The 18,262-nt window shown below is 58.4% G+C and carries 19 protein-coding genes; 1 reads left to right on the top strand and 18 read right to left on the bottom strand.

Features of this window, described 5'->3' with window-relative positions:
* Positions 1-3 precede the first annotated feature (3 nt).
* The 17 genes from Q8Q08_08160 to Q8Q08_08080 all read right to left on the bottom strand — a co-directional run bounded on the left by Q8Q08_08160 (position 4) and on the right by Q8Q08_08080 (position 15,866).
* Positions 4-1,047, bottom strand: coding sequence for an ABC transporter ATP-binding protein (locus Q8Q08_08160; GenBank protein MDP2653989.1), 1,044 nt, complete (start codon positions 1,045-1,047; stop codon positions 4-6).
* 89 nt (positions 1,048-1,136) lie between these two features.
* Positions 1,137-1,778, bottom strand: coding sequence for a glutathione S-transferase family protein (locus Q8Q08_08155; GenBank protein MDP2653988.1), 642 nt, complete (start codon positions 1,776-1,778; stop codon positions 1,137-1,139).
* Positions 1,775-2,176, bottom strand: coding sequence for a DUF2203 domain-containing protein (locus tag Q8Q08_08150; protein ID MDP2653987.1), 402 nt, complete (start codon positions 2,174-2,176; stop codon positions 1,775-1,777). The genes Q8Q08_08155 and Q8Q08_08150 overlap by 4 nt, the downstream gene beginning before the upstream one ends.
* A gap of 14 nt (positions 2,177-2,190) precedes the next feature.
* Entirely contained in the window at positions 2,191-2,856 is a 666-nt protein-coding gene (gene elbB, locus Q8Q08_08145; protein ID MDP2653986.1) for an isoprenoid biosynthesis glyoxalase ElbB, read from the bottom strand.
* A gap of 12 nt (positions 2,857-2,868) precedes the next feature.
* Positions 2,869-3,603 (bottom strand): UPF0489 family protein, encoded by a 735-nt coding sequence (locus Q8Q08_08140; protein ID MDP2653985.1) that lies wholly within the window; start codon positions 3,601-3,603, stop codon positions 2,869-2,871.
* 5 nt (positions 3,604-3,608) lie between these two features.
* The gene (locus tag Q8Q08_08135) at positions 3,609-4,199 is read right to left on the bottom strand and encodes a glutathione S-transferase N-terminal domain-containing protein (protein MDP2653984.1); all 591 of its coding nucleotides are present in this window, start codon (positions 4,197-4,199) and stop codon (positions 3,609-3,611) included.
* Between the two features lie 55 nt (positions 4,200-4,254).
* Positions 4,255-4,590, bottom strand: coding sequence for a hypothetical protein (locus tag Q8Q08_08130; protein ID MDP2653983.1), 336 nt, complete (start codon positions 4,588-4,590; stop codon positions 4,255-4,257).
* A 42-nt stretch (positions 4,591-4,632) separates the two neighbouring features.
* Positions 4,633-5,610 carry an FHA domain-containing protein gene (locus Q8Q08_08125; protein MDP2653982.1) on the bottom strand — a complete coding sequence of 326 codons (978 nt, stop codon included), beginning with the start codon at positions 5,608-5,610 and terminating at the stop codon, positions 4,633-4,635.
* Positions 5,598-6,878 (bottom strand): serine protease, encoded by a 1,281-nt coding sequence (locus Q8Q08_08120; protein ID MDP2653981.1) that lies wholly within the window; start codon positions 6,876-6,878, stop codon positions 5,598-5,600. The genes Q8Q08_08125 and Q8Q08_08120 overlap by 13 nt, the downstream gene beginning before the upstream one ends.
* A 94-nt stretch (positions 6,879-6,972) precedes the next feature.
* Complete coding sequence (locus tag Q8Q08_08115; protein MDP2653980.1) at positions 6,973-8,424, bottom strand: trypsin-like peptidase domain-containing protein; 1,452 nt, start codon at positions 8,422-8,424, stop codon at positions 6,973-6,975.
* A gap of 8 nt (positions 8,425-8,432) precedes the next feature.
* Complete coding sequence (locus tag Q8Q08_08110) at positions 8,433-10,352, bottom strand: M48 family metalloprotease (GenBank protein ID MDP2653979.1); 1,920 nt, start codon at positions 10,350-10,352, stop codon at positions 8,433-8,435.
* A gap of 43 nt (positions 10,353-10,395) precedes the next feature.
* Positions 10,396-10,881 carry a hypothetical protein gene (locus Q8Q08_08105; GenBank protein ID MDP2653978.1) on the bottom strand — a complete coding sequence of 162 codons (486 nt, stop codon included), beginning with the start codon at positions 10,879-10,881 and terminating at the stop codon, positions 10,396-10,398.
* Positions 10,874-11,092 (bottom strand): hypothetical protein, encoded by a 219-nt coding sequence (locus tag Q8Q08_08100; GenBank protein MDP2653977.1) that lies wholly within the window; start codon positions 11,090-11,092, stop codon positions 10,874-10,876. The genes Q8Q08_08105 and Q8Q08_08100 overlap by 8 nt, the downstream gene beginning before the upstream one ends.
* A gap of 70 nt (positions 11,093-11,162) precedes the next feature.
* On the bottom strand, positions 11,163-11,861 hold the full coding sequence (radC, locus tag Q8Q08_08095) for a DNA repair protein RadC (protein ID MDP2653976.1): 699 nt from the start codon (positions 11,859-11,861) through the stop codon (positions 11,163-11,165).
* 87 nt (positions 11,862-11,948) lie between these two features.
* Entirely contained in the window at positions 11,949-12,749 is an 801-nt protein-coding gene (locus Q8Q08_08090; protein MDP2653975.1) for a trypsin-like peptidase domain-containing protein, read from the bottom strand.
* 129 nt (positions 12,750-12,878) lie between these two features.
* Positions 12,879-13,238 carry a CoA-binding protein gene (locus Q8Q08_08085; protein ID MDP2653974.1) on the bottom strand — a complete coding sequence of 120 codons (360 nt, stop codon included), beginning with the start codon at positions 13,236-13,238 and terminating at the stop codon, positions 12,879-12,881.
* Positions 13,239-13,250: 12 nt separating this feature from the next.
* A complete protein-coding gene (locus Q8Q08_08080; GenBank protein ID MDP2653973.1) occupies positions 13,251-15,866 on the bottom strand; it encodes an AsmA family protein in 2,616 nt (871 codons plus the stop codon).
* Positions 15,867-16,063: 197 nt separating this feature from the next.
* On the opposite strand from Q8Q08_08080, the gene Q8Q08_08075 reads away from it, so the two are divergent.
* Positions 16,064-16,921, top strand: coding sequence for an LOG family protein (locus tag Q8Q08_08075; protein ID MDP2653972.1), 858 nt, complete (start codon positions 16,064-16,066; stop codon positions 16,919-16,921).
* An 18-nt stretch (positions 16,922-16,939) separates the two neighbouring features.
* Here Q8Q08_08075 and Q8Q08_08070 read toward each other — a convergent pair whose 3' ends face one another.
* Positions 16,940-18,262, bottom strand: coding sequence for an MFS transporter (locus tag Q8Q08_08070; GenBank protein MDP2653971.1), 1,323 nt, complete (start codon positions 18,260-18,262; stop codon positions 16,940-16,942).

Raw genomic sequence — 18,262 nt, 5'->3', positions numbered from 1 at the left:
GACCTACAAAATCCCGCCGGCGATCGCGCCGGTCAGGATGAAGGCCAGGGCCTTGTCGCCCAGCTCCAGGTAATTCCCCAGAAGGCCGATGGAGACAAGGCTCACCACCGGCCAAAAGATCAATTCCACGTAAGCGAAGATGTTCCGGATGGCGATCAAAAAATTGCGGTAGGCAAAGGCGAGGCAGCGGAGGACCCAGCCGGACGCGCAGGCCCACGCGTTGTCCCGGGGGCCATCATCGCCGGCCCCCGCCGGCAAAAGGACGGGCAAGGCCGCGCCGGCCGTCGCCTCCGCCGGGGAGTGGGCCAGTTCGATAAAGACCTGCTCCAAATCGTCCTTGCGGTGCGCGGATTTCAGTTCTTCCGGGGACGCCAGCCGGAGCAAACGGCCTTTGCGGATGAACGCGATCCTGTGGCACATCTGCTCGGCCTCGTGCATGTAATGCGTCGTCAGGATCACGGTCACGCCCGATTCCCGGATGATCCGCAAAACCAGCTCGCGCGTGCGGACCGCGACGTCCGGGTCCAGGCCGACGGTGGGTTCGTCAAGAAAAATGATCTTCGGGTCGTTGATCAAGGCCTTGGCCAGGGACAGTTTCTGCTTGGTCCCGCTGGAGAGCTCGTCGAACCGGGTCTTTAAAAAATCTCCCAGCTCAAAGACCTCGGCCAGCGCGCCGATCTTTCTCGCCAGGTCGCGGCCGCGCAGGCCGTAAAGCCATCCGTAAAATTTCAAATTTTCCTCGACGGTGAGGCTCCACGGATAGTTGGGATAACCCGAGGACATGTTCAGGAGGCGCCGCAGGCGGTTGATGTTGCGGGGGGTCGAACGGATGCCGAGAATCTCGATCTCGCCGGCGTCCGGCAAAAGGAGCGTCGAGAGGATGTTCAGGAATGTGGTCTTGCCCGCGCCGTTGGGGCCGAGAACGCCGAGGATCTCGCCCTTACGCACGTCCAGGCTCACGTCATCCAGAGCTTTTATGGTTTTATGTCCGGCCGATTGGGAAACAAACGACTTGGAAACATGCCGGACCCTGATGGCAGTATTCATAAAATAATGTACACACGCACACAGGAACGCACGTACGCAGGATGGCTGCTTTTATGCGCTCTTGTGTCCGCGTGTCCGTGCGCTCCTGTTTAAGACATGGCGAACGGTTCTTTGTCCGCCAGGTCTTTCCACTCTTTCATGGCCGGGAGGTCCAGCATGGCCTCAGAATATTTCCTCGCCGCGCCGTTGAGCTCGATCCCGTAAGTGCGGAACCGCCAGATCACCGGGGCATACATCCCGTCGGCAATTGAAAACTCCCCGAACAAAAAGTCCCCTCCCCCGCCGAACTCCTTGCGGCAGTCCTCCCAAAGCCGGATGACCTCTTCGACGTCCTTCATGGCTTCGGGTGTCCGGATTTTATCGGGCTTGCGCGCCCGCACGTTCATCGGAAAATTCTTGCGCATGTCCACAAACCCCGCGTGCATCTGGGCGCTGACGGCCCGCGCCGCGGCCCTGGCCCTGATGTCCGGCGGCCACAATCCCTTGTCCGGAAAAACGTCCGCCAGGTATTCCAGGATCGCGACGGATTCCCACACGAGGATCCCCTTGTGCTTCAAGACAGGGACCTTGCCCGAGGGGGAATGCTCCAAGATCCTGGTTTTGCTGTCCGGCCGGCCCAGCGGGATCACGATCTCATCGAAAGGGATGCCGAAATGCCTCATCACCAGCCAGGGCCGCATGGACCAGGAAGAATAATTTTTATTGCCGATGACCAGGGTGAATTCGCTCATGCCTTTTCTCCTCCGAGTTGATCGCCGAACAGCCATTGTTCCGGGACCGGTTTGCGGCCGGCGTAGCCGTCATCGAGACCGTGGTACCAGAGAACTTCCGGCTCGTCACTGCGCCAGCACAGAAGGGCCTCCTCCCCGTCAACCCGCGCGGGAAAATCCACCAGCCCGATCTCAAAATTCCAGTCCTTGTAATAACAGCCCAGGGCCTCCAGTTCGCGCATCAGGGACACCATCCGGTCTTCGATCTCCTGGCACCGGGAAGAAAGGTCAGGGGCCTTATCGTCCTCGAACAGCTTTCGCAAGGCCTTTCCGTCGGCCAGGATCTCGGCCACGATCTTGCGCACCAGCGGCAGGCGGCGGTTGGCTTCCTTGGGCGTGAAGTATTTTTTAAACATCATCCTGGACCTGGGGTTCACGGGTTCATCAGCCGGACCATCGCGTCAACGGCGTTCCGGGCGCCGTCGGCGACCTGGCCGATGTCGGCGTCGAACATGTAACAAGGCGCGGTCACGACTTTATTTCTTTCATCCACGACCACTTGGGAACAATCCGCCGGTTTCGGCACGGCGCCCATCTTGACCAACGCGGCGTCCACATCCGGCGCGCGACCGACCGTCAGTTGAACACCGTTCAGGACCTTGGCCAGGATCACGGGGGCGATGCACAGCGCCCCGACGGGTTTCCCGGCGCGGTGCATGGCCTTGACGGCCTTTTCCACGTCCGGATTGACCGAACAACCGGGGCCGTCCGTCCCGAACGAACACAGGTTCATGGACGCTCCGTAACCGCCCGGAAGGAGAAGCCCGTCAAACTCGCTCTCCCTGAATTCACTCAAAGGCTTGATCTTCCCCCGCGCAATGCGGGCCGCCTCCACCAGCACCCTGCGGGTTTCTTTCATCGCCTCGCCTGAGAGGTGATTGACCACGCCGGGCTGGACGATGTCGGGGGCGAAGCACTGATACGCGCCGCCGGCCCGGACGACCGCCAGCAGGGACAGCACGGCCTCGTGGATCTCAGAGCCGTCCTTCACCCCGCAGCCGGACAGGACAACCGCCATACGGAAATTCGCCTTGTTCATGCGCCCCCCTTTTCAGGACAGGATCTCCCGGATCAGCTCAACGGCCCTGGCCTGGTCCATGAAATATGGACTCGTCGCGACAGTGACCAGAGCCGCGCCGGCGATCAGATCCCGGATCTTTTCCCTTTTAAGGTCCTCCGGGATGTAATTCATTTCGTCGGAAAAAATATCCATGTCCAGGTCCAGGACATAGGACAACGGCGGCTTCTCGGCAAACGCGGCGCGGCTGTCAACAATCTGCAAAGTGGAAAACATCCCCAGGGACAGCGCCGGCCTGATAAAATTTCCGACATTCAGGACAAAATTCGTGTATTCAAAGACCGGCCGCAGGTCCATCCCCTTCCCCATCACAACGGACGGCAGGGACGGCGGCTCCCGCGTGTCCCGGTGCTGGTCCACATGAACAAGCGGCAACCCGACAGCCATTCTACCACCCTTGAGCGCCGCGGCCCAAAAGAAAAAGGCGTGGTTGTGGTTATCAAAAATGAAAATATCCTGACTTTGACGGGAGAGATGCACAAAATTCTTGAGCCCCGGTCTGTTCATCTCCCGGCCGTCCTGGATCTCGCTGAAAGCGGGAAGCTCCCCGACCGCGAGATCCTTTTCGCCCCCTTCGATCAGCGGGGCGACAAAGATCCGCCGGTTTTTTCTCTGCTCAAAGGAGAACGCGTTGTTCCCGACCGGGCGGTCGATAAAGAATCCGCTGTAATGCGCTTGCAAAGCCGGGATGTCGAACGGACGGGTCATACCGCTTAGGAAGGCTGGGTTTGCTGCATACTGGGACGCCGGGAGAACTCTTCGAGCCAAGCCGCCAGCTTCGGATGCCCGTGGGCCGGGCCGGCATGGGGCAAACGGAAGTTGACATAAGCGACCGCGCACGCTACAGCGATCGAAGCCAGGGAAAGCTTCTGCAGTTCTCCGAGCCGCGTCTCCAGGAGCGCCAGGGTCCGGCGGACGCCGTCTTCCTGGTTCTTAATGAAGGCGGTATTAGAATTGTCCGGATGGCGGACCTTTTCCAGGTAAGCGGCGACCGCGATATCCATCAGCCCGTCGGCTATGGAGGCCAGCGTCAGGACCTTGAAACGGTCTGGCCCCTCGGGCGGGATCAAGGCCGGCCCTTTCAGGGCATCGAGGTATTCGCAAATCACCGGGCTGTCGCAGATCGTCTCACCGGAATCCAGAAGCAGCGCCGGGATCTTTCCTAAAGGGTTGGCTTTGATGAGCCGTTCGGATTTCTGGGCGAGGTCCTCCTCCACCAGATCCAGCTTGATGTCTTTTTCCAAAGCCAAAACACGCACCTTGCGCGCGTACGGCGAACGTTTTGTGTAGAGCAGTTTCATCATGGCCTCCTTGAACGGGGGATCTCGGATGAAAGGGACGGGCCTGTGGCATGGATCATTAAAAGTCGTATTTTTCTTTGTCTTCCACGTCGATCTTTTCACCCATCTCCTTGGCCGCCTCTTTCTCCCAGGTGTCGATGACCACCGCGGTCTGCAGGACGCGCCGGATCTCCCGCTGGGCGTCGCCTTCCTTGTCGAGATCTTTAATATACAGATCGACCAATTTTTCACGGATTTCACAACTATACTTATCTTCCAGCGTGATCTGGTAATCCATGTAGTCTTCGCGATAGAGGATGTACGTGATATCACGTTTATCACCGACCTCGCGCATCAGGGCTTCGATTTTGGCCTTGATGATTTCCGGTTTATGCGGCATTTCATCGCGCGGCATGAATCACCTCTTTCTGAAAAGGAACGTTCTCCGGCAGGGCCGTCAGGGCGTTTTTTTCTTGGCTTTTTTCAATTCTTCCTCCAGGTCGGCAAAGACCTGTTCGTTTTTCTTCATGAACTGGGCGGCGGTTGTCCGGGCGTCGGGGTTAAGGACCGTCGGCTTCAGACAGTTGCAAAAATCCGGGGCGGAACGGAAATCCCCCTGGCGGCTGAGGTTGGAAAAAAGAGCCAGGGTATGGACCGCAACCGCGATCAGGATGGCCGGGACCAGTTTTTTCTTGAACGAAAGGCGGGTCGCGAACGACAGGTTGCCATACAGCAGCAGGACGATCTGCCCCACGCCCAAAATCGAACGGGTGACGCTTTCCACCATGTTGCTGCTGAGAAGATACCCGAGATAGTTGCTGAACGCCGTGCCCAGATAGGCGAGGATAACCAAAACGGCCGTCAGGTTGTATTGAGCGCGGAATTGCGGTCGGTGCCGCAGAAGCTGGCCGACGAACGCCCAGCCGCTGCCCCAAGCGACGACCAGCACCGGGAGGATCGAAATCCGAAGTAAATACCGGCTGAAATCCTGGTCCTCAAAGGTCTTGATGTATTTGTCAAAGGCCTCAATGGCCATCAGGGCCGCCGTCAACGCTAAAAGCGCCCAAGGTCGTTTCAGCCATTCCAGCGCTTTACTGGCCGTCGCCAGCCGCAGGGCGGACGAAACGGGGTGGTCAGGGGCGACAAACCTCAGGCGTGTCTGGCCGACCACAACCTCGTCACCGGACCGGATCCGGACGCTCTTGGAGACGCTTTTCACGCCGTTGATCTCAACGCCGTTGTGGGCGCTGATGTCTTCCAGGAGCCACCCCTCCTCGTCCTCCGTCAGGACGACATGGCGGGCGCAAACATGAGGGTCATAGAGAATGACATCGTTGTCGTATCCCCGGCCGATGCGCACCGGAAAGACGTTGACCAAACAGTAAGCGCGGGGGACAGGGCCTGGCCCGTATAATTCAACGACTATTTTTGCCATTTCACTTCCCCGATGAATTTGGAAACAAACTGGAGGGCCTTCTCCCGGCTCAGCCCCAGGGCGTTGAGTTCCACCAAAAGGGCCCGGTCGTCCTCCGCGAGGGACGCCATGAACAATCCCACGTCGTACAGGCGCGGATATTTTTTGTACTGCCGGGCGCAAAAAGCGATCTTCCAATTTTTGCCGGCGATGTCCACGAAATCCGTGTGACAGGCGAAATTGGTGACCTCTTCCTTGGTCGCGGCATTATCGAAATCATCAATAGCAAAAAACGACTCATTTAAATTATAAAACCGGAGCGGATCGAGCTTTTTGCTCTTCACCCAGTGCTGGGCGAACAGCACCCGGCCCGACCACAAATCCGAGGAGACAAAGATGTAATCGTCCATGGCGCAGTACAGCGAAGATTTGGTATACAACATATGCTCCTCATCCTCGGTCTTGCCCCAGCATTTGAAAATATTCGAGATCTCCGCCGGCACCACGGTCTCGCCGAACGGCACCGTGTTCCAGGGCGCGGCCAGCAGTTGGGGCAGGTATTCGTCCTGGTGTGCCAGGAGCTGCTCCTCGATGTACACATTCTTTCTGGACAAGGGCGGGACCTGCCGGGACTTCGCGTGGCCGTAAAGTTTTTTGAGGTATTCGACGGGGACAAGGAAGCTCAGGGCGTTGCCGCCGGTGGAGACATTGATCCCGATGATCTTGCTGCTATGGTCCAGGGCGGGACCTCCGCTCATCCCGGGGTTGAGCGAACCCGAGAACAGGATCTTGGGGTACAGGCTCTTTTCCATCAGCCCGTTGTAGGTCCCCTCGATGATCGTCATGCCGAGATCATAAGGGTTTCCCATGGAAAAAATCTTGGCGCCTTTGGAGAACGACGACTCCCCGAGCGCGATATGGGTCGCCTGCGGGAAATGGCCTTTCAGGACCGCTAGGTCATGGATCACGTCCACGTCCAGGAGCTCCAGGGGCCCGGACTGGCCGCCGTCATCCAGGTATTCGATGCGGTACTGGCCGGGCTTGTGCACGGCGTCGGAAACCACGTGATAATTCGTGGCCACGTGCCCTTCGGATGAGAACACAAAGCCGGACCCCGTGGTGGACTTTTTCCCTGAACTCAGGTCGATCACCCGGATCTGAAAGACATGGGCCTTGTGCGCCTTGAAAATGTTCTCGGCCTCATCCGTCAGGAGGACGGTTTCCGCCTGGACCATAAAACCGGAGAGTCCGAATAATGCGGACAGGGCAAGGAATCGAATCAATCGCATAGGAAGTGAGGTGAAAACGAAAACCCTTTCTGTTCAATTATAGGGCTCGCGCGGGAGATTTCAAAGCAAATCTGCACTATCCCGGGACCGGCGTCTATCGATAAGGCTTGAGCAGTTCCAAAAATTCCCCGGGGACCGGATATCCCAGCCGGGCGGCCCGGTCGCAATGCTGAACCGCCAGGTCGTACCGCCCGGTATTGTAGTAGGCCGTGGCCAGATTATAATGTCCCGGGGCATAATCCCGGTTGGCCTCCACCGCTTTCTGGTGCGTTTCAACGGCCTTGTCATAGCGCTTCAGCCGGGCATACGCCACGCCCAGATTGTCGAGGGCTTCCACCCGGCCCGGATCCAGCGCCAGGGCGGCCTCAAACCCGTTCGCCGCCGCCTCCCACATCCCCTTCTGAAATTGGCTGACCGCCAGGTTGACCCTGGCTTCGACGTTGTTGGGGTCTTCCTGCGTGAGGCGCGCCCAGACCTCCAGGGCCTCCTCTGTCCGGTTGGCGGCGATGTAGAGCTCTCCCAATCCATAAAGGGCTTCCAGGTATTCCGGGTCCGCGGCCACGGCCTCTTTCGCCGACGTGATGGCGGAATCCAGATCGCCCGCAAAATAGGCCGTCTGCGCCTCTCCGAACAATTCATACGCGCGGCTGATCGTCTGCCGGAAATCGTCCACGCTCACTTTGACCTCGCCCTCGATCGAGCCCTTGACCTCATTGATCGGAATGGCATAATTGTAACCCGACGTCCCGATGCGCTTGAACGTCACGATGCCGACGGCCTCCCCTTTCAGGTTCAACAGCGGGCCTCCGCTGTTGCCGGCGGAAATCGGCGCGGTGAACTGCAGGTGCTTCAGCCGGCAGAATTCCGTCAGCCCGCTGTAAATCCCCCGCGAGGACGAAAAACGGAGACCTTCGGGCGAGCCGATGACCACGACCTCTTCGCCGGGCGTCAGCCGGTCAGAATCTCCCATAGCGATAGGGACAGGATCATAGGATGAAATCTTCAAAACGCAATAATCCCGGACCGCGTTATAACTCACAACTCCTTGCGCCTCGTAACTTCTGCCGTCACGGAATTCCACCCTGATGAGTTCCGCTCCGGCGACAACGTGAAAATTGGTGACCACCCGCCCCGGGGCCGCCACAAATCCGCTGCCCACATATTGCCCGTTGCCCCGGACAGCTTTCACAAGCACGGTGGCATCGACATTGTCTTCATAAACGCGGTCCAGCGACGAATCGTCAGGCGGAACGCCCCCCTCAGGAAACCGGACAACAGCCGTTTCCTCCAAGGAGGGCCGCGGTGCCTGCGCCTCGGGGGACACAATCGTTTCCGCGTTTCCGGCCAGGGCTCCCTCCTCGACGCGCTTCACTTCATCGCTGTAAAACGTGACCGGAACGCCCTGATAATCGATCTTCACAAAATCGGAGGTCTTTTCAAGGATCACGCCATTGACGCTCCGGCCGGACGTGAGGATGACCGTATCCGCCCGGGACACAGCCCCCGCGGCCAGGACAAAAAGAAAGACCCCCATCGCCGTTTTCATCTCCGGCATCATCCTTTCCCTGGTTTCCCGCGCCTGAAAACAAGCGACCCGGAGATCTTGCGCGCGGCCCCGAGGCATTTCGCGTCTTCCACCACCACGATCGCCATGCCGCGATCCAGGTCAAAATCGATTTGATCGGCCAGCCGCTGCGCAACCTGTTCCTGGAACCCGCCGGGCCGGTATCGGAACCACGGCGAGTACGTTTTCACCGCCAGAATGACAAACGGCTGGTCCGGGAAAACTTTCACTTTCTTTTTCACCAGATACGCCCTGTCGATATCATCTTGAAATCCTTCGAGCTGCTCGCGGATATACGCGACCTTTTCATCGGACAGGCCGTGCGCCTCGATCGTCATGCCGGACTGATACCGGCGTTCATCACTCGCCTTGGCGATGGCCGAGTCCATCTCGTCCATCTTCCGGTCATAATCCTTGGCCTTCCCGTATTCCCCCCGCCTCTCATGAAAAAATACCAGGTTCCCGCAGCACGTAAAAATATAAAACGGATTGATAGCCATGGCTTTTTCCAAAAGAGGCACGCAATCCGGATCGTCCGCGTCGGACAAAATAAGGCCCAGCCGGAAATTCGCTTCCCGGTGATCGGGCGCAACTTTGAGAACGTCCCGCAGCGCGGCCGCCGCATGTTCGGGGCCCTGAATGTCGTAGATCAGCAAAGCCCTCTTCCACAAATCCTGGCGGCGGAGCGTCCCGCCCGCGGCTTTCGTGTCCAGCTCCCCGATCTCCTTGAGTTTGGTCTGGACGAACTCGTGCCGGGCCTTCCAGTCGGCGGCCATGTCCTCTTTCCATTTCCGGTCGAATTCCGTGATCATCTTCTCCCAGGATTCCTTGCCGAGCATCTCCTCGCCGGCGCAGACCCGCACGTTCTTGATGCGCAGATCCGACAGCGATCCGGCGTCCAGGACCTGGTATCCCAGTGCCTTGAGCCGGTCCCGCAAACTGGGATGGGTGTCGGAGGTGTGCGTCTGGAGATTGAAGGCCTGCCTCAAATAAATCTTTTCCTTCTCCTGGTAGGCCTTTTCCTCCAGCTTCCGGTCAAGGTCGGAGAAGACATTGTCCGGAGGGGAATCCGACTGCGTGACGCGGCCGTAGACCGACGGCCAAAACACGCGTTCGATGTATTCCCCCTGCACGGCCAGGTTGGACAGGGCTGAGGCCGCGGCATTGCGGCCCGCGATGTCCCCGGCAAAGGAATCCGCCTGATACTCGTGCTGGCGGGCCAGGACAAACGAATAGGCATTGAAGAACGGCAGGTACCAGTTGAAAAACGGGGCGAACAGAAAACTGCCGAAGTGCTCCTGGTGCTGGAGGGTCTCCACCAGGCGGATCCAGGACTCGCGGATCCGGTAGATCCACGTTCCCGCCTTCCCGTGGGACGAGGCAAGGTGCCCAAACTCATGGGCGACCACCGAGCGGAATTCATCCGGCGACATGGCCGCAAGCAGCGGCAATCCCAGGCACAGGGTATTTTTATACCAGCCGAAGATTCCCAGCCGGGGGATCTGGTAAATGCTGGCGTTGAATTGCCCGTCGAGAACAACGGCGTCGGGCCTGGGGCATTTCAACCGGCGGCAGATGTCCTCCAGCATGTCGAAAAGCAGGGGAGCCTCCTCGCGTTTCAGGTAATATCCCCAGGGCGGCGGCGTGTGAATCCACAAGGACCTCAGGACAATGAACGCAAGCCCGCCCACAAAAATCAGGAGCTGGAACGTGAGGCCGCGGCCATGCCGATTTTGGAACAGAAAATAGCTCCCCGCCGCGATCGCGGCCGCCAGAAACAACAGGATGAAAAGAAGATAGGCATACCCGAGGACGCCCAGGAGCAAAACCCGGACCTTATATCCCCCGGGATTTTTCTCGGCGAATTCCTGCAGGCGATGGATGAGCGTATCGTATTTTTGTTTTTCCACTCAAATGGACCGTCGTTGGACAAGGATCTGATGGAAACAGGAATTACGGATTGTTCCCGGCGTCAACGCCGCCGTCCAGAGCTTCGGACTGGAGATGAAAATGGCGCGGCAAAGGGGCCTCCCCGCGCGATTCCAGGAAACGGATGGGCTGCCACTGAAGAAACGGAATCACCCCTTCCGGCCCCATGGCGGCCGCGGCTTCCACACCGGCCTCGATGATCTGCCCGGCTTTCAAGGAATCCGGAGAACTTCCGCCATTGGTCTTGACGACCTGCCCGAGCCGCAACATGCCGCAATAGCCATTGAGCAAGGTCGGCTGCAATTTGAGGACGCTCATCTTCACATATGGGACATCATACTCCCGCGCTTCTCCGTTGGCCCCAGTAGCCGTTCTTTTTTCGCTGCCGACCTCCAGTATCTCCGCCTGGGCCTGGCAGGTCGGGCCGGAAAGGGCCGTCGCATGAATATCCGTCGTGAAACCCGTGATCAAAAAACAAACAGCCGCTATCACAACACGGAACTTAGCCATGGCTTCCCCCCTCGGGTGTCTGATCGGACGCGGCACGCTTGATCTCTTTGAGAAATTTCGCGGCGAACGTCTTGCGGCGGTCCGCCTGGCCAGCGGAGGCGGGCGGGGACGGCGCGGACGCCGCGGCCGAGCCATGAGGTTTGAGAAAGACAGACGGGATCATCTTCCCCTTCTTTTTGTGCCAGACGACTTGTTTGCCTTTGCGAGCCATAGGATGTGCCTGAACGCACTGATATTAGTATAAAACAAAACCCTCGCTTCGTCCTGTTCCGAATGTCTTTTTACACACCCCCCTCATCCGCAAAACTGTAATAGGCATTGTCGCCGACAATGATGTGGTCAAGGACCTTGACCCCCAGGGCTTCTCCGGCGGCCCGGATCTTTAACGTGAACTCCCTGTCCTGGGCGCTCGGCGTGATATCGCCGGAAGGATGGTTATGGGCACAGATGAGGGACACGGCGAACCGCTGGAGCGCCAATTGGAAGATCTCGCGGACCATCGGCGCGGCGCTGTTCACCGTGCCCTCTTCCACATCGGCCATTTCGATCACCCGGTGCCGGCTGTTCAAAAAAATAACGGTGAAGACCTCCTTTTTCAGGTCTCGCATCCGAGGCATGAGGACCTCGGCCGCTTCCCGGGACGATCCGATCTTCAGAGGCCGGCCGTCGGACGCCTCACTGCGGAACCTGCGGCCGATCTCGATGGCCGCCCGGATCCTCGCGATCTTGGTCATCCCCAGGCCGCGGATATCCTGGCACTCCCCCGCGTCCAGGCCGGCCATGTTCCGGAACGACTTAAAGCGAGCCAGGACCCGGCGGGACAGGTCCAGCGCGCTGAACCCCCGCCCGCCGGAATTCAACAGGATGGCCAGCAGTTCGGAATCGGAGAGTTTTTGTTCTCCCAGGCGGAAAAGTTTCTCCCGGGGTCGGTCCTGTTCGGGCCAGTGACGGATGGATGTGCCGGGTGCGGATGTGTCCATAGTACCCCTCCTTAAAAAGAACACAGGATTTCAGATGAGGGGAATCGGGGAGGAAAGCGGGATAAAAAAACAACGGCAAGAGCGGCGTCAGTCGCCCTGGGGGATTTTGATCTTCTGTCCGGTATAGATCTGCGCGTTCGCCAGGCGGTTCAAGGCCATGATCTCGTTGACCGTGGTCCGGAAACGGCGGGACAGGCTGAACAGCGTGTCCTTGGGCTGGACGACGTAAAACTCAAAATCGTCCGCCGACTGGGCCCGGCGGATCAACGGTTTCGCGTAATTGATGGGGACGGCAAAATTCAGGTTCTGCCCGCCGGACAGCGACGCCGTGGCCACACCCACGGCCCGGCCCTCCAGGTCGAACAAGGGCCCGCCGCTGCTTCCGCCGGAAAGCGGCACGCTGATCTGGATGAGCCGCAGCTCGTCGTCCACGTCCCTCCAGGCGCTCACCAGGCCGTCGGCCACGGTCTGCTCCAACCCCTGGGGATTGCCGATGGTCACCACCCGCTGTCCGATCTCCAGTCCCTGGCTATTGCCCAACTGCACGGCCGGGAACCCGCGCCCGGGAATCTTCAGGAGAGCGATGTCCCTTTCCGGGTCCACCTGGGCGACCGCGACCTTGGTGTGAACATGGCCGTCGCTGGTCTTCACGGCGATCTTGCGCGCGTTCTGGATCAAATGATAGTTTGTTAAAATCAGCCCGTCTTCGCTGACAAAAAATCCGCTGCCGGAGCGGTTGTCCTTTTTTCGTTTCTGGACAGACCCGACCAGCACGATCGAATCCACATTGCTCCGAAAAAGATCAGAGACCGGGTTGTCCGCGGCAGCGGCCGGAGAAGGGGCGCAAAGGGAAAGAAATAAAATAAAAAATAAAGAGTATCGCATCATTGATTTGACCGCTTCGTCGGCTCAACCCCGGCTGATTCACTTCTCCCCAATCGCTGCGCGATTGGGGAGAAGTGAATCAAGGCGCCGGGGCTTCGCCGCCTTCCCCTGACAAAAACAAAGGCAGGCGGCTCAGAATTGTCCTGTATTCAACATCACCAGGGTGCAGGCATTGAGCGTCAGGATGCCCTGACCGCGGGCCCTGGCCTCGAGCTCGGCATTTTCCGCGCCCGGGTTAAAAATGATCCGGCGCGGTTTTTTAGCCAGGATGTCCTCGCCGATTTTCGTCGATATGTCGGCCGCGACATAGAGCGACACCGTGTCAATCGGGTCCACAATATCGCGGATGGAAAGATACACGGACAAACCCTCGATCTGCTTGATCCTCTGGTGAACCGGATAGACCCGGTGCCCCTTCTCCTGCGCAAGCTTGACGGCCTTGTACGAATATCGGTCGGTTTTGTCCGACGCGCCGATGACCGCGACGTTCATGCCGAACTCCTTCTACTTGAAAATGGAATCCAATATCCCCTCAAGGATCTGCTCTTCAGGGCGTTTTTCCGTGTTTGCCGGCTGCCGGGGCTGCCCCCCCTCCGGGGCCGTTTGGGGGTTCTCCTCTTCCGTCCCCAGCACTTTGTCCAAAACTTTCCGGAATTCTTCTTTCCCCTTGTTCATGATCGCGTTCTTGGTGACCGCCTTGATGTCCACGGAAAACTTGAACTGCGGCCCCTGGCCCCAGAATTTCAGGAGAAACGCAATTTCCTGCCGGTCATTGTAGAAATATTGAAGCTCCGGGACAACGCCCGCCATGGCCATCGATAAATCATTGGCCACCAGGACCGAACCGTCGATCGCGTAGGATTGCGCGACGTCCGCCGTGCCCTGCCCCTTGAACAAAAATCCGTCGGCCTCGGCATCCAGAGGAGCGATCGAGACCTGGCCGTCCTTCATCGTCGCCGACAACTGCGCCCGGGAGATCTCCGTGTCCTTGTTCTGCAATTTGGCCTTATATTCTTCGGGCAGGGACGCCTCCAGTTTTTCGGACATGCCCGGCACCACCCCGGCGGCATCCAGCACGGCCTTGAGCACATTCAGATCCTTCAGCCGGCCGCCCCTCACCTCGGCCTGGGCCTCGGCCGTGACGGCCTTGAGCATGTCCGGGGAACTCAAATTTGAACCGTCGGCCTTGACAGTGGCAAACACCGCGCCCTCGGCCTTGACCGGCTGCTTGGACTGGTCCATGACCTCCTCGATCCGGACCGCCTTGGCCTGGGCCTCCAGATGAAAATTCTGCGCACCCAGGAAATCCTTGACCGTGGCCTTGGCCGTGACGGTCCCCTTTTTCCCGATGGCGGCCGACATGTCATCGATGGTCAAATCGTTGTCCGCGGCATTGAATTTCGCTTTGATGTTCTCAACCGGCACGGCGAGCTGGGGCAACTTCACAGACCCGCTGAAAAGTTCCCCGCTGGCCAATACCTCCCCGATCCCTTGCGGCCCCGCGGCCAGATTTTTGATGCTCAAGCGGAGCTGCCCCCGGAGGTTTTCCGGCAAAGGGACGTCTTTCAGGGCCGCGACCGAAGATTTCACCTGGTCCATGGAAATTTGGGACAGGTCCACGTTGACCTTCGAGTCCTCCAGCAAAACTTTTTGAGCCGCCGTGTCCAGCCGCAAATATCCGTCGGCGGTGACGCTGGGCAGTTTTCCCCAAACGGCCGAGGACACTTTGAACGCGAACGGCTTATTCTCAAGGGTCAAATGCTTCACGCTCGCATCTAAAAGGGAAACATCCAATGTGACCCCCGGAGACGCGTCTTTAATGACCACCCGTCCTTCCGTGAGGGCGGCGTCCAGGTTCAAGGATTCCAGCCCTTGGGCGCCGACCCCGGCCTCATGCAGGGTAACGACCGCCTTGCCCTGCAGAATGTCCGGAAGTTTCATATCTTTCAGCGCGGGCGAGGAAGCCCGCAATTTTTCCAAAGAAATGGACGACAGGTCTGTGGTCAACGTCGCGTCCTTGATGTCCGCTTTCCCGGATTCAAGGTCCACCATGGCCTTGCCTTCCCAGGTGACATTGGATTGGCTGGACAGGCAGGCCATTTTTAATACAAACCGGAACGGTTCCGCCAAAGAAAAATTCATGATCGAGAGATTGATGTCGGGGACATCCAGGGCCAGCCCCGAAACAGGATCTTTGATCCTGGCCTGGCCCTGTTTGAGAAGGATGTCGCCGAACATTTTTTCAATCCCTCCGGTCCCGGCCGCGACATTCTTCAGCTCCACCTCCAGCACCCCGCCCAGAGTTTCCGCCAGCGGCGCCCCTTTAAAAAATTTTAAGGCGCTGTTGATCTTCTCCACATTCATCGAGGAAAAGTTTAAGGACAATTTCAACGACGGCGCTTCCACCCTTTGCCGGGCGAGGTCCAAAGCCAGCGTGCCGTTGACCGAAATATTCGGCAGTTCGCTCCAGACCGCAGCCTGGAAGGACACGTCAAACGGCTTGTCGGTGGAAAATTCACGGATCGTCAGGTCGATCCGGGAAACCTCAACGGTCAGCGCCGGGTCGGAGGTTTGGTCCATCAGGACGATGGTCCCGCCCTCAAGCCCGATCTTATGGACGTGGATCGCAGGGATTTCCGCGGATTTTGAGGGCGCAGCCGCCGGAGGGCTTCCGGCCGGGGAAACGGCAGATGCCGGAGAAGGCGCGCCCGGCTTCTGGCCGATGGTCTGAACGTTCAACATCCCGTTAGGACGGCGGGCGAGGATCAGCTGGAAGCCCTGGATATCAATGTCCTGCGCCTTGATCTCTTTTTGCAGAAGATACGCGGCAACGTCCAGGCTCAAAAAGATCTCTTTGACGCGGAGGAAATCCCCCTCGGCGACACCTGCTTCCTCTCGGATCGCCAGGTCCTGGATCCGGAGCCGGACCCCGCCCCGCCAGGAGATCTCCAGACCAGCGTTGCGGAAATCCACGTCCCGGCCCAGCGCGCCGGACAGGGCGGAAACGATCTGCGGTTTGTATTTATTGACATTCAGCGTCTTGATGAAGGCCACGGCCCCGAGACAGAGGATCAAGACCAAAACAACGGCCATCACGCCGATCATCTTCAAAATTTTCATGGATTGTTTGTCTCCGCAAAAATGAACGCTCACGATCTCACAATGAGAGTTATTTTATACTGAAGCCCCGCCCGCGACAAGCACTTTCCTGGCAGCGGCGAAGATCTGCCAGGATATCCTATCACGAAGGTCAGGAAATTCGTGGCAAACCTCCGCGGCTCTGATATAATTTTTTTGAAGCTCAACCAGGAGACCCCATGACCACGCCCAAAACCGGCAGTCCTTCCCCTTCCAAATTCCAGAAATCCTATGAAAACGTCAACTTCCTAAAAAGCGCTCAGGCCCGGCTGATCCGGGTCCTGTGCGAAATGATCGAGCCCGAGGCCAGGTTCCGGCAGCACAAGATCAGGGACACGGTCGTCATGTTCGGCTCGGCCCGGACCCTTCCGAAGGAGATCGCCCAGCAAAAACTGAAACAGGTCGAAGCCCTGGCCGCGGAACGCCGGAACCCCTCTGCCGAGATCAAACAGCAGGTGGAAGACGCTAAAAGCGCGGTCAAGCTGTCACGCTATTATGATGACGCTGTGAAACTTGCGGAGAAGATCACGCGGTGGTCCAACGATCTGGCCGACCCCTGCTACCGCTTCATCGTCTGCTCCGGCGGCGGACCGGGCATCATGGAGGCCGCCAACCGGGGCGCCCACCAGGCCGGCGGTCCGACGATCGGGCTCAACATCAGCCTCCCCTTCGAGCAGGTCCCCAACCCTTACCAGACCAGGGACATCTCCTTTGAGTTCCACTACTTTTTCATCCGCAAATTCTGGTTCTTCTATATGGCCAAGGCCCTCATCGTTTTTCCAGGCGGGTTCGGAACCCTGGACGAATTTTTTGAACTGCTGACCATCGTGCAGACCAAAAAATCCAAAAAATACATGCCGATCGTTCTCTACGGGAAAGATTACTGGAATGACATCCTGGACTTCCAGGCCATGCAGAGGTGGGGCGTGATCAGTAAAGAAGACCTGGATTTGTTCCGCGTCTTTGACGACGTGGATTCCGCGTTCAAATACCTCACGGAAGAATTGACCCGCCTGTATCTCAAGAAGAAGGCTTGACAGCCGCGGGGGCCGCGGCTATCCCTCGTACTGGATCGTCTTTCGCTCAATGCCCAAAAGCGGCCGCATGCCGATCATGCTGAAGAACAGCCGTTCGCTGGAGATTTTCTGAACGGTCCGGACTTCCTTGATCAAAGGCGGCATCAAAAGGGCGACGGCCATGCGCAGGCAGCCGGAGACGGCGAACAACGCCAGAATTTTATAACCCATCAAAGGCGGCAGCCGGTCCAGCAGAAAACCTCCCAGCAAAGCCCCGGCGCAAAGCGCCAGCCCGTTGAGCACGTTAAAATAAGCGATGCAGCGAGTCCTCTTCTCAGGCGTGACCGCGTCATAGATGAAGTTTGACGCGCAGAGGTTGAATCCGGCCCAGGCAAAGCCGGAAACGATCTGGGCCACGATCAAAAAAGCCGGATGCCGGTTAATGATCCACCAGAACGGGATCATCGCGATGATGGGCGCCGTGAACCGGAGGACCTTGAGGTTGCCGACCTGGTCGGCGAGGCGCCCCCACCGCCCCATCAGGAGATAGATGGTCAGCGTGGCGGAAACGGTCACCACCGAGAACAGCAGATAATTGAAATGGAGTTCTCGCAGCATCAGAACCGGGAAAAACGGGGACGCGAGATTCACCGAGAAATTGAGCATGGCCACAAACAGCACGAACTTCGCGAAATTGCTTTCCCGGATCCTGGCCAGGAACATGACGATATTGAAATAATGCTCCTTGCGGTGCTGCTGGGGCGGCTCGTACATCCGCGTCAGGAAATACCACGAGACAAACCGGAACAGGCTGGCGCACGCGTAAATCGCGGCAAAACCGTAGAAAATATTGATCTTGTCGATTTCGTGAAGGACGGCTCCGGCGGTAAAACTCATCCCCACCACCACAAACCCCAGGATCTTGTTCCTCCAGCCGAAATATTCCCCCCGTTTTTTCTCCGGGACCAGGTCCGACATCAGGCTGCCCCAGGCCGGCGTGGCAAACGCGCCGGCGGCTGTGAAGACCGTGACCATCAGGATGAAGGCCATCGGGTGAGTCCCGCCGCAGAAAGCCGTAAACGCCATCGGCAACAGGACAGCGGCCTGCAAAAAAACGAACAGGTTGATGATTTTCTTGCGGGAACCGCAATGCTCGGTGATGTCGGGACTTTTAAGCTGGACCAGGGCCGCGACAAAATTCGGGAGAGAGCTCAAGAGAGCGACATACTTGGCAGGGGCCCCCAGCAGCAGCAAAAACGGGATAAAGTAATCCTGGGTGAAGCCCACCATGCCGCTGGTAAACACGCCGTCCCAAAGCGACGCGCGTAAGCTTTTTCGGACCTGCTCGCTGGAAGGGGGCAT

It is taken from the genome of Candidatus Omnitrophota bacterium, assembly GCA_030688425.1.
GTDB lineage: Bacteria > Omnitrophota > Gorgyraeia > Zapsychrales > JANLHA01 > JAUYIB01.
Note: the sequence above shows the minus strand (reverse complement) of the source record. Positions and strands in the feature narration are given on the sequence as shown.

Excerpts from the sequence above, each read along its gene's own strand:
- Q8Q08_08160 (MDP2653989.1), bottom strand. The coding sequence starts at position 1,047 with ATGAATACTGCCATCAGGGTCCGGCATGTTTCCAAGTCGTTTGTTTCC.
- Q8Q08_08155 (MDP2653988.1), bottom strand. The coding sequence starts at position 1,778 with ATGAGCGAATTCACCCTGGTCATCGGCAATAAAAATTATTCTTCCTGG.
- Q8Q08_08150 (MDP2653987.1), bottom strand. The coding sequence starts at position 2,176 with ATGATGTTTAAAAAATACTTCACGCCCAAGGAAGCCAACCGCCGCCTG.
- elbB (MDP2653986.1), bottom strand. The coding sequence starts at position 2,856 with ATGAACAAGGCGAATTTCCGTATGGCGGTTGTCCTGTCCGGCTGCGGG.
- Q8Q08_08140 (MDP2653985.1), bottom strand. The coding sequence starts at position 3,603 with ATGACCCGTCCGTTCGACATCCCGGCTTTGCAAGCGCATTACAGCGGA.
- Q8Q08_08135 (MDP2653984.1), bottom strand. The coding sequence starts at position 4,199 with ATGATGAAACTGCTCTACACAAAACGTTCGCCGTACGCGCGCAAGGTG.
- Q8Q08_08130 (MDP2653983.1), bottom strand. The coding sequence starts at position 4,590 with ATGCCGCGCGATGAAATGCCGCATAAACCGGAAATCATCAAGGCCAAA.
- Q8Q08_08125 (MDP2653982.1), bottom strand. The coding sequence starts at position 5,610 with ATGGCAAAAATAGTCGTTGAATTATACGGGCCAGGCCCTGTCCCCCGC.
- Q8Q08_08120 (MDP2653981.1), bottom strand. The coding sequence starts at position 6,878 with ATGCGATTGATTCGATTCCTTGCCCTGTCCGCATTATTCGGACTCTCC.
- Q8Q08_08115 (MDP2653980.1), bottom strand. The coding sequence starts at position 8,424 with ATGAAAACGGCGATGGGGGTCTTTCTTTTTGTCCTGGCCGCGGGGGCT.
- Q8Q08_08105 (MDP2653978.1), bottom strand. The coding sequence starts at position 10,881 with ATGGCTAAGTTCCGTGTTGTGATAGCGGCTGTTTGTTTTTTGATCACG.
- Q8Q08_08100 (MDP2653977.1), bottom strand. The coding sequence starts at position 11,092 with ATGGCTCGCAAAGGCAAACAAGTCGTCTGGCACAAAAAGAAGGGGAAG.
- radC (MDP2653976.1), bottom strand. The coding sequence starts at position 11,861 with ATGGACACATCCGCACCCGGCACATCCATCCGTCACTGGCCCGAACAG.
- Q8Q08_08090 (MDP2653975.1), bottom strand. The coding sequence starts at position 12,749 with ATGATGCGATACTCTTTATTTTTTATTTTATTTCTTTCCCTTTGCGCC.
- Q8Q08_08085 (MDP2653974.1), bottom strand. The coding sequence starts at position 13,238 with ATGAACGTCGCGGTCATCGGCGCGTCGGACAAAACCGACCGATATTCG.
- Q8Q08_08080 (MDP2653973.1), bottom strand. The coding sequence starts at position 15,866 with ATGAAAATTTTGAAGATGATCGGCGTGATGGCCGTTGTTTTGGTCTTG.
- Q8Q08_08075 (MDP2653972.1), top strand. The coding sequence starts at position 16,064 with ATGACCACGCCCAAAACCGGCAGTCCTTCCCCTTCCAAATTCCAGAAA.
- Q8Q08_08070 (MDP2653971.1), bottom strand. The coding sequence starts at position 18,262 with ATGCCCCCTTCCAGCGAGCAGGTCCGAAAAAGCTTACGCGCGTCGCTT.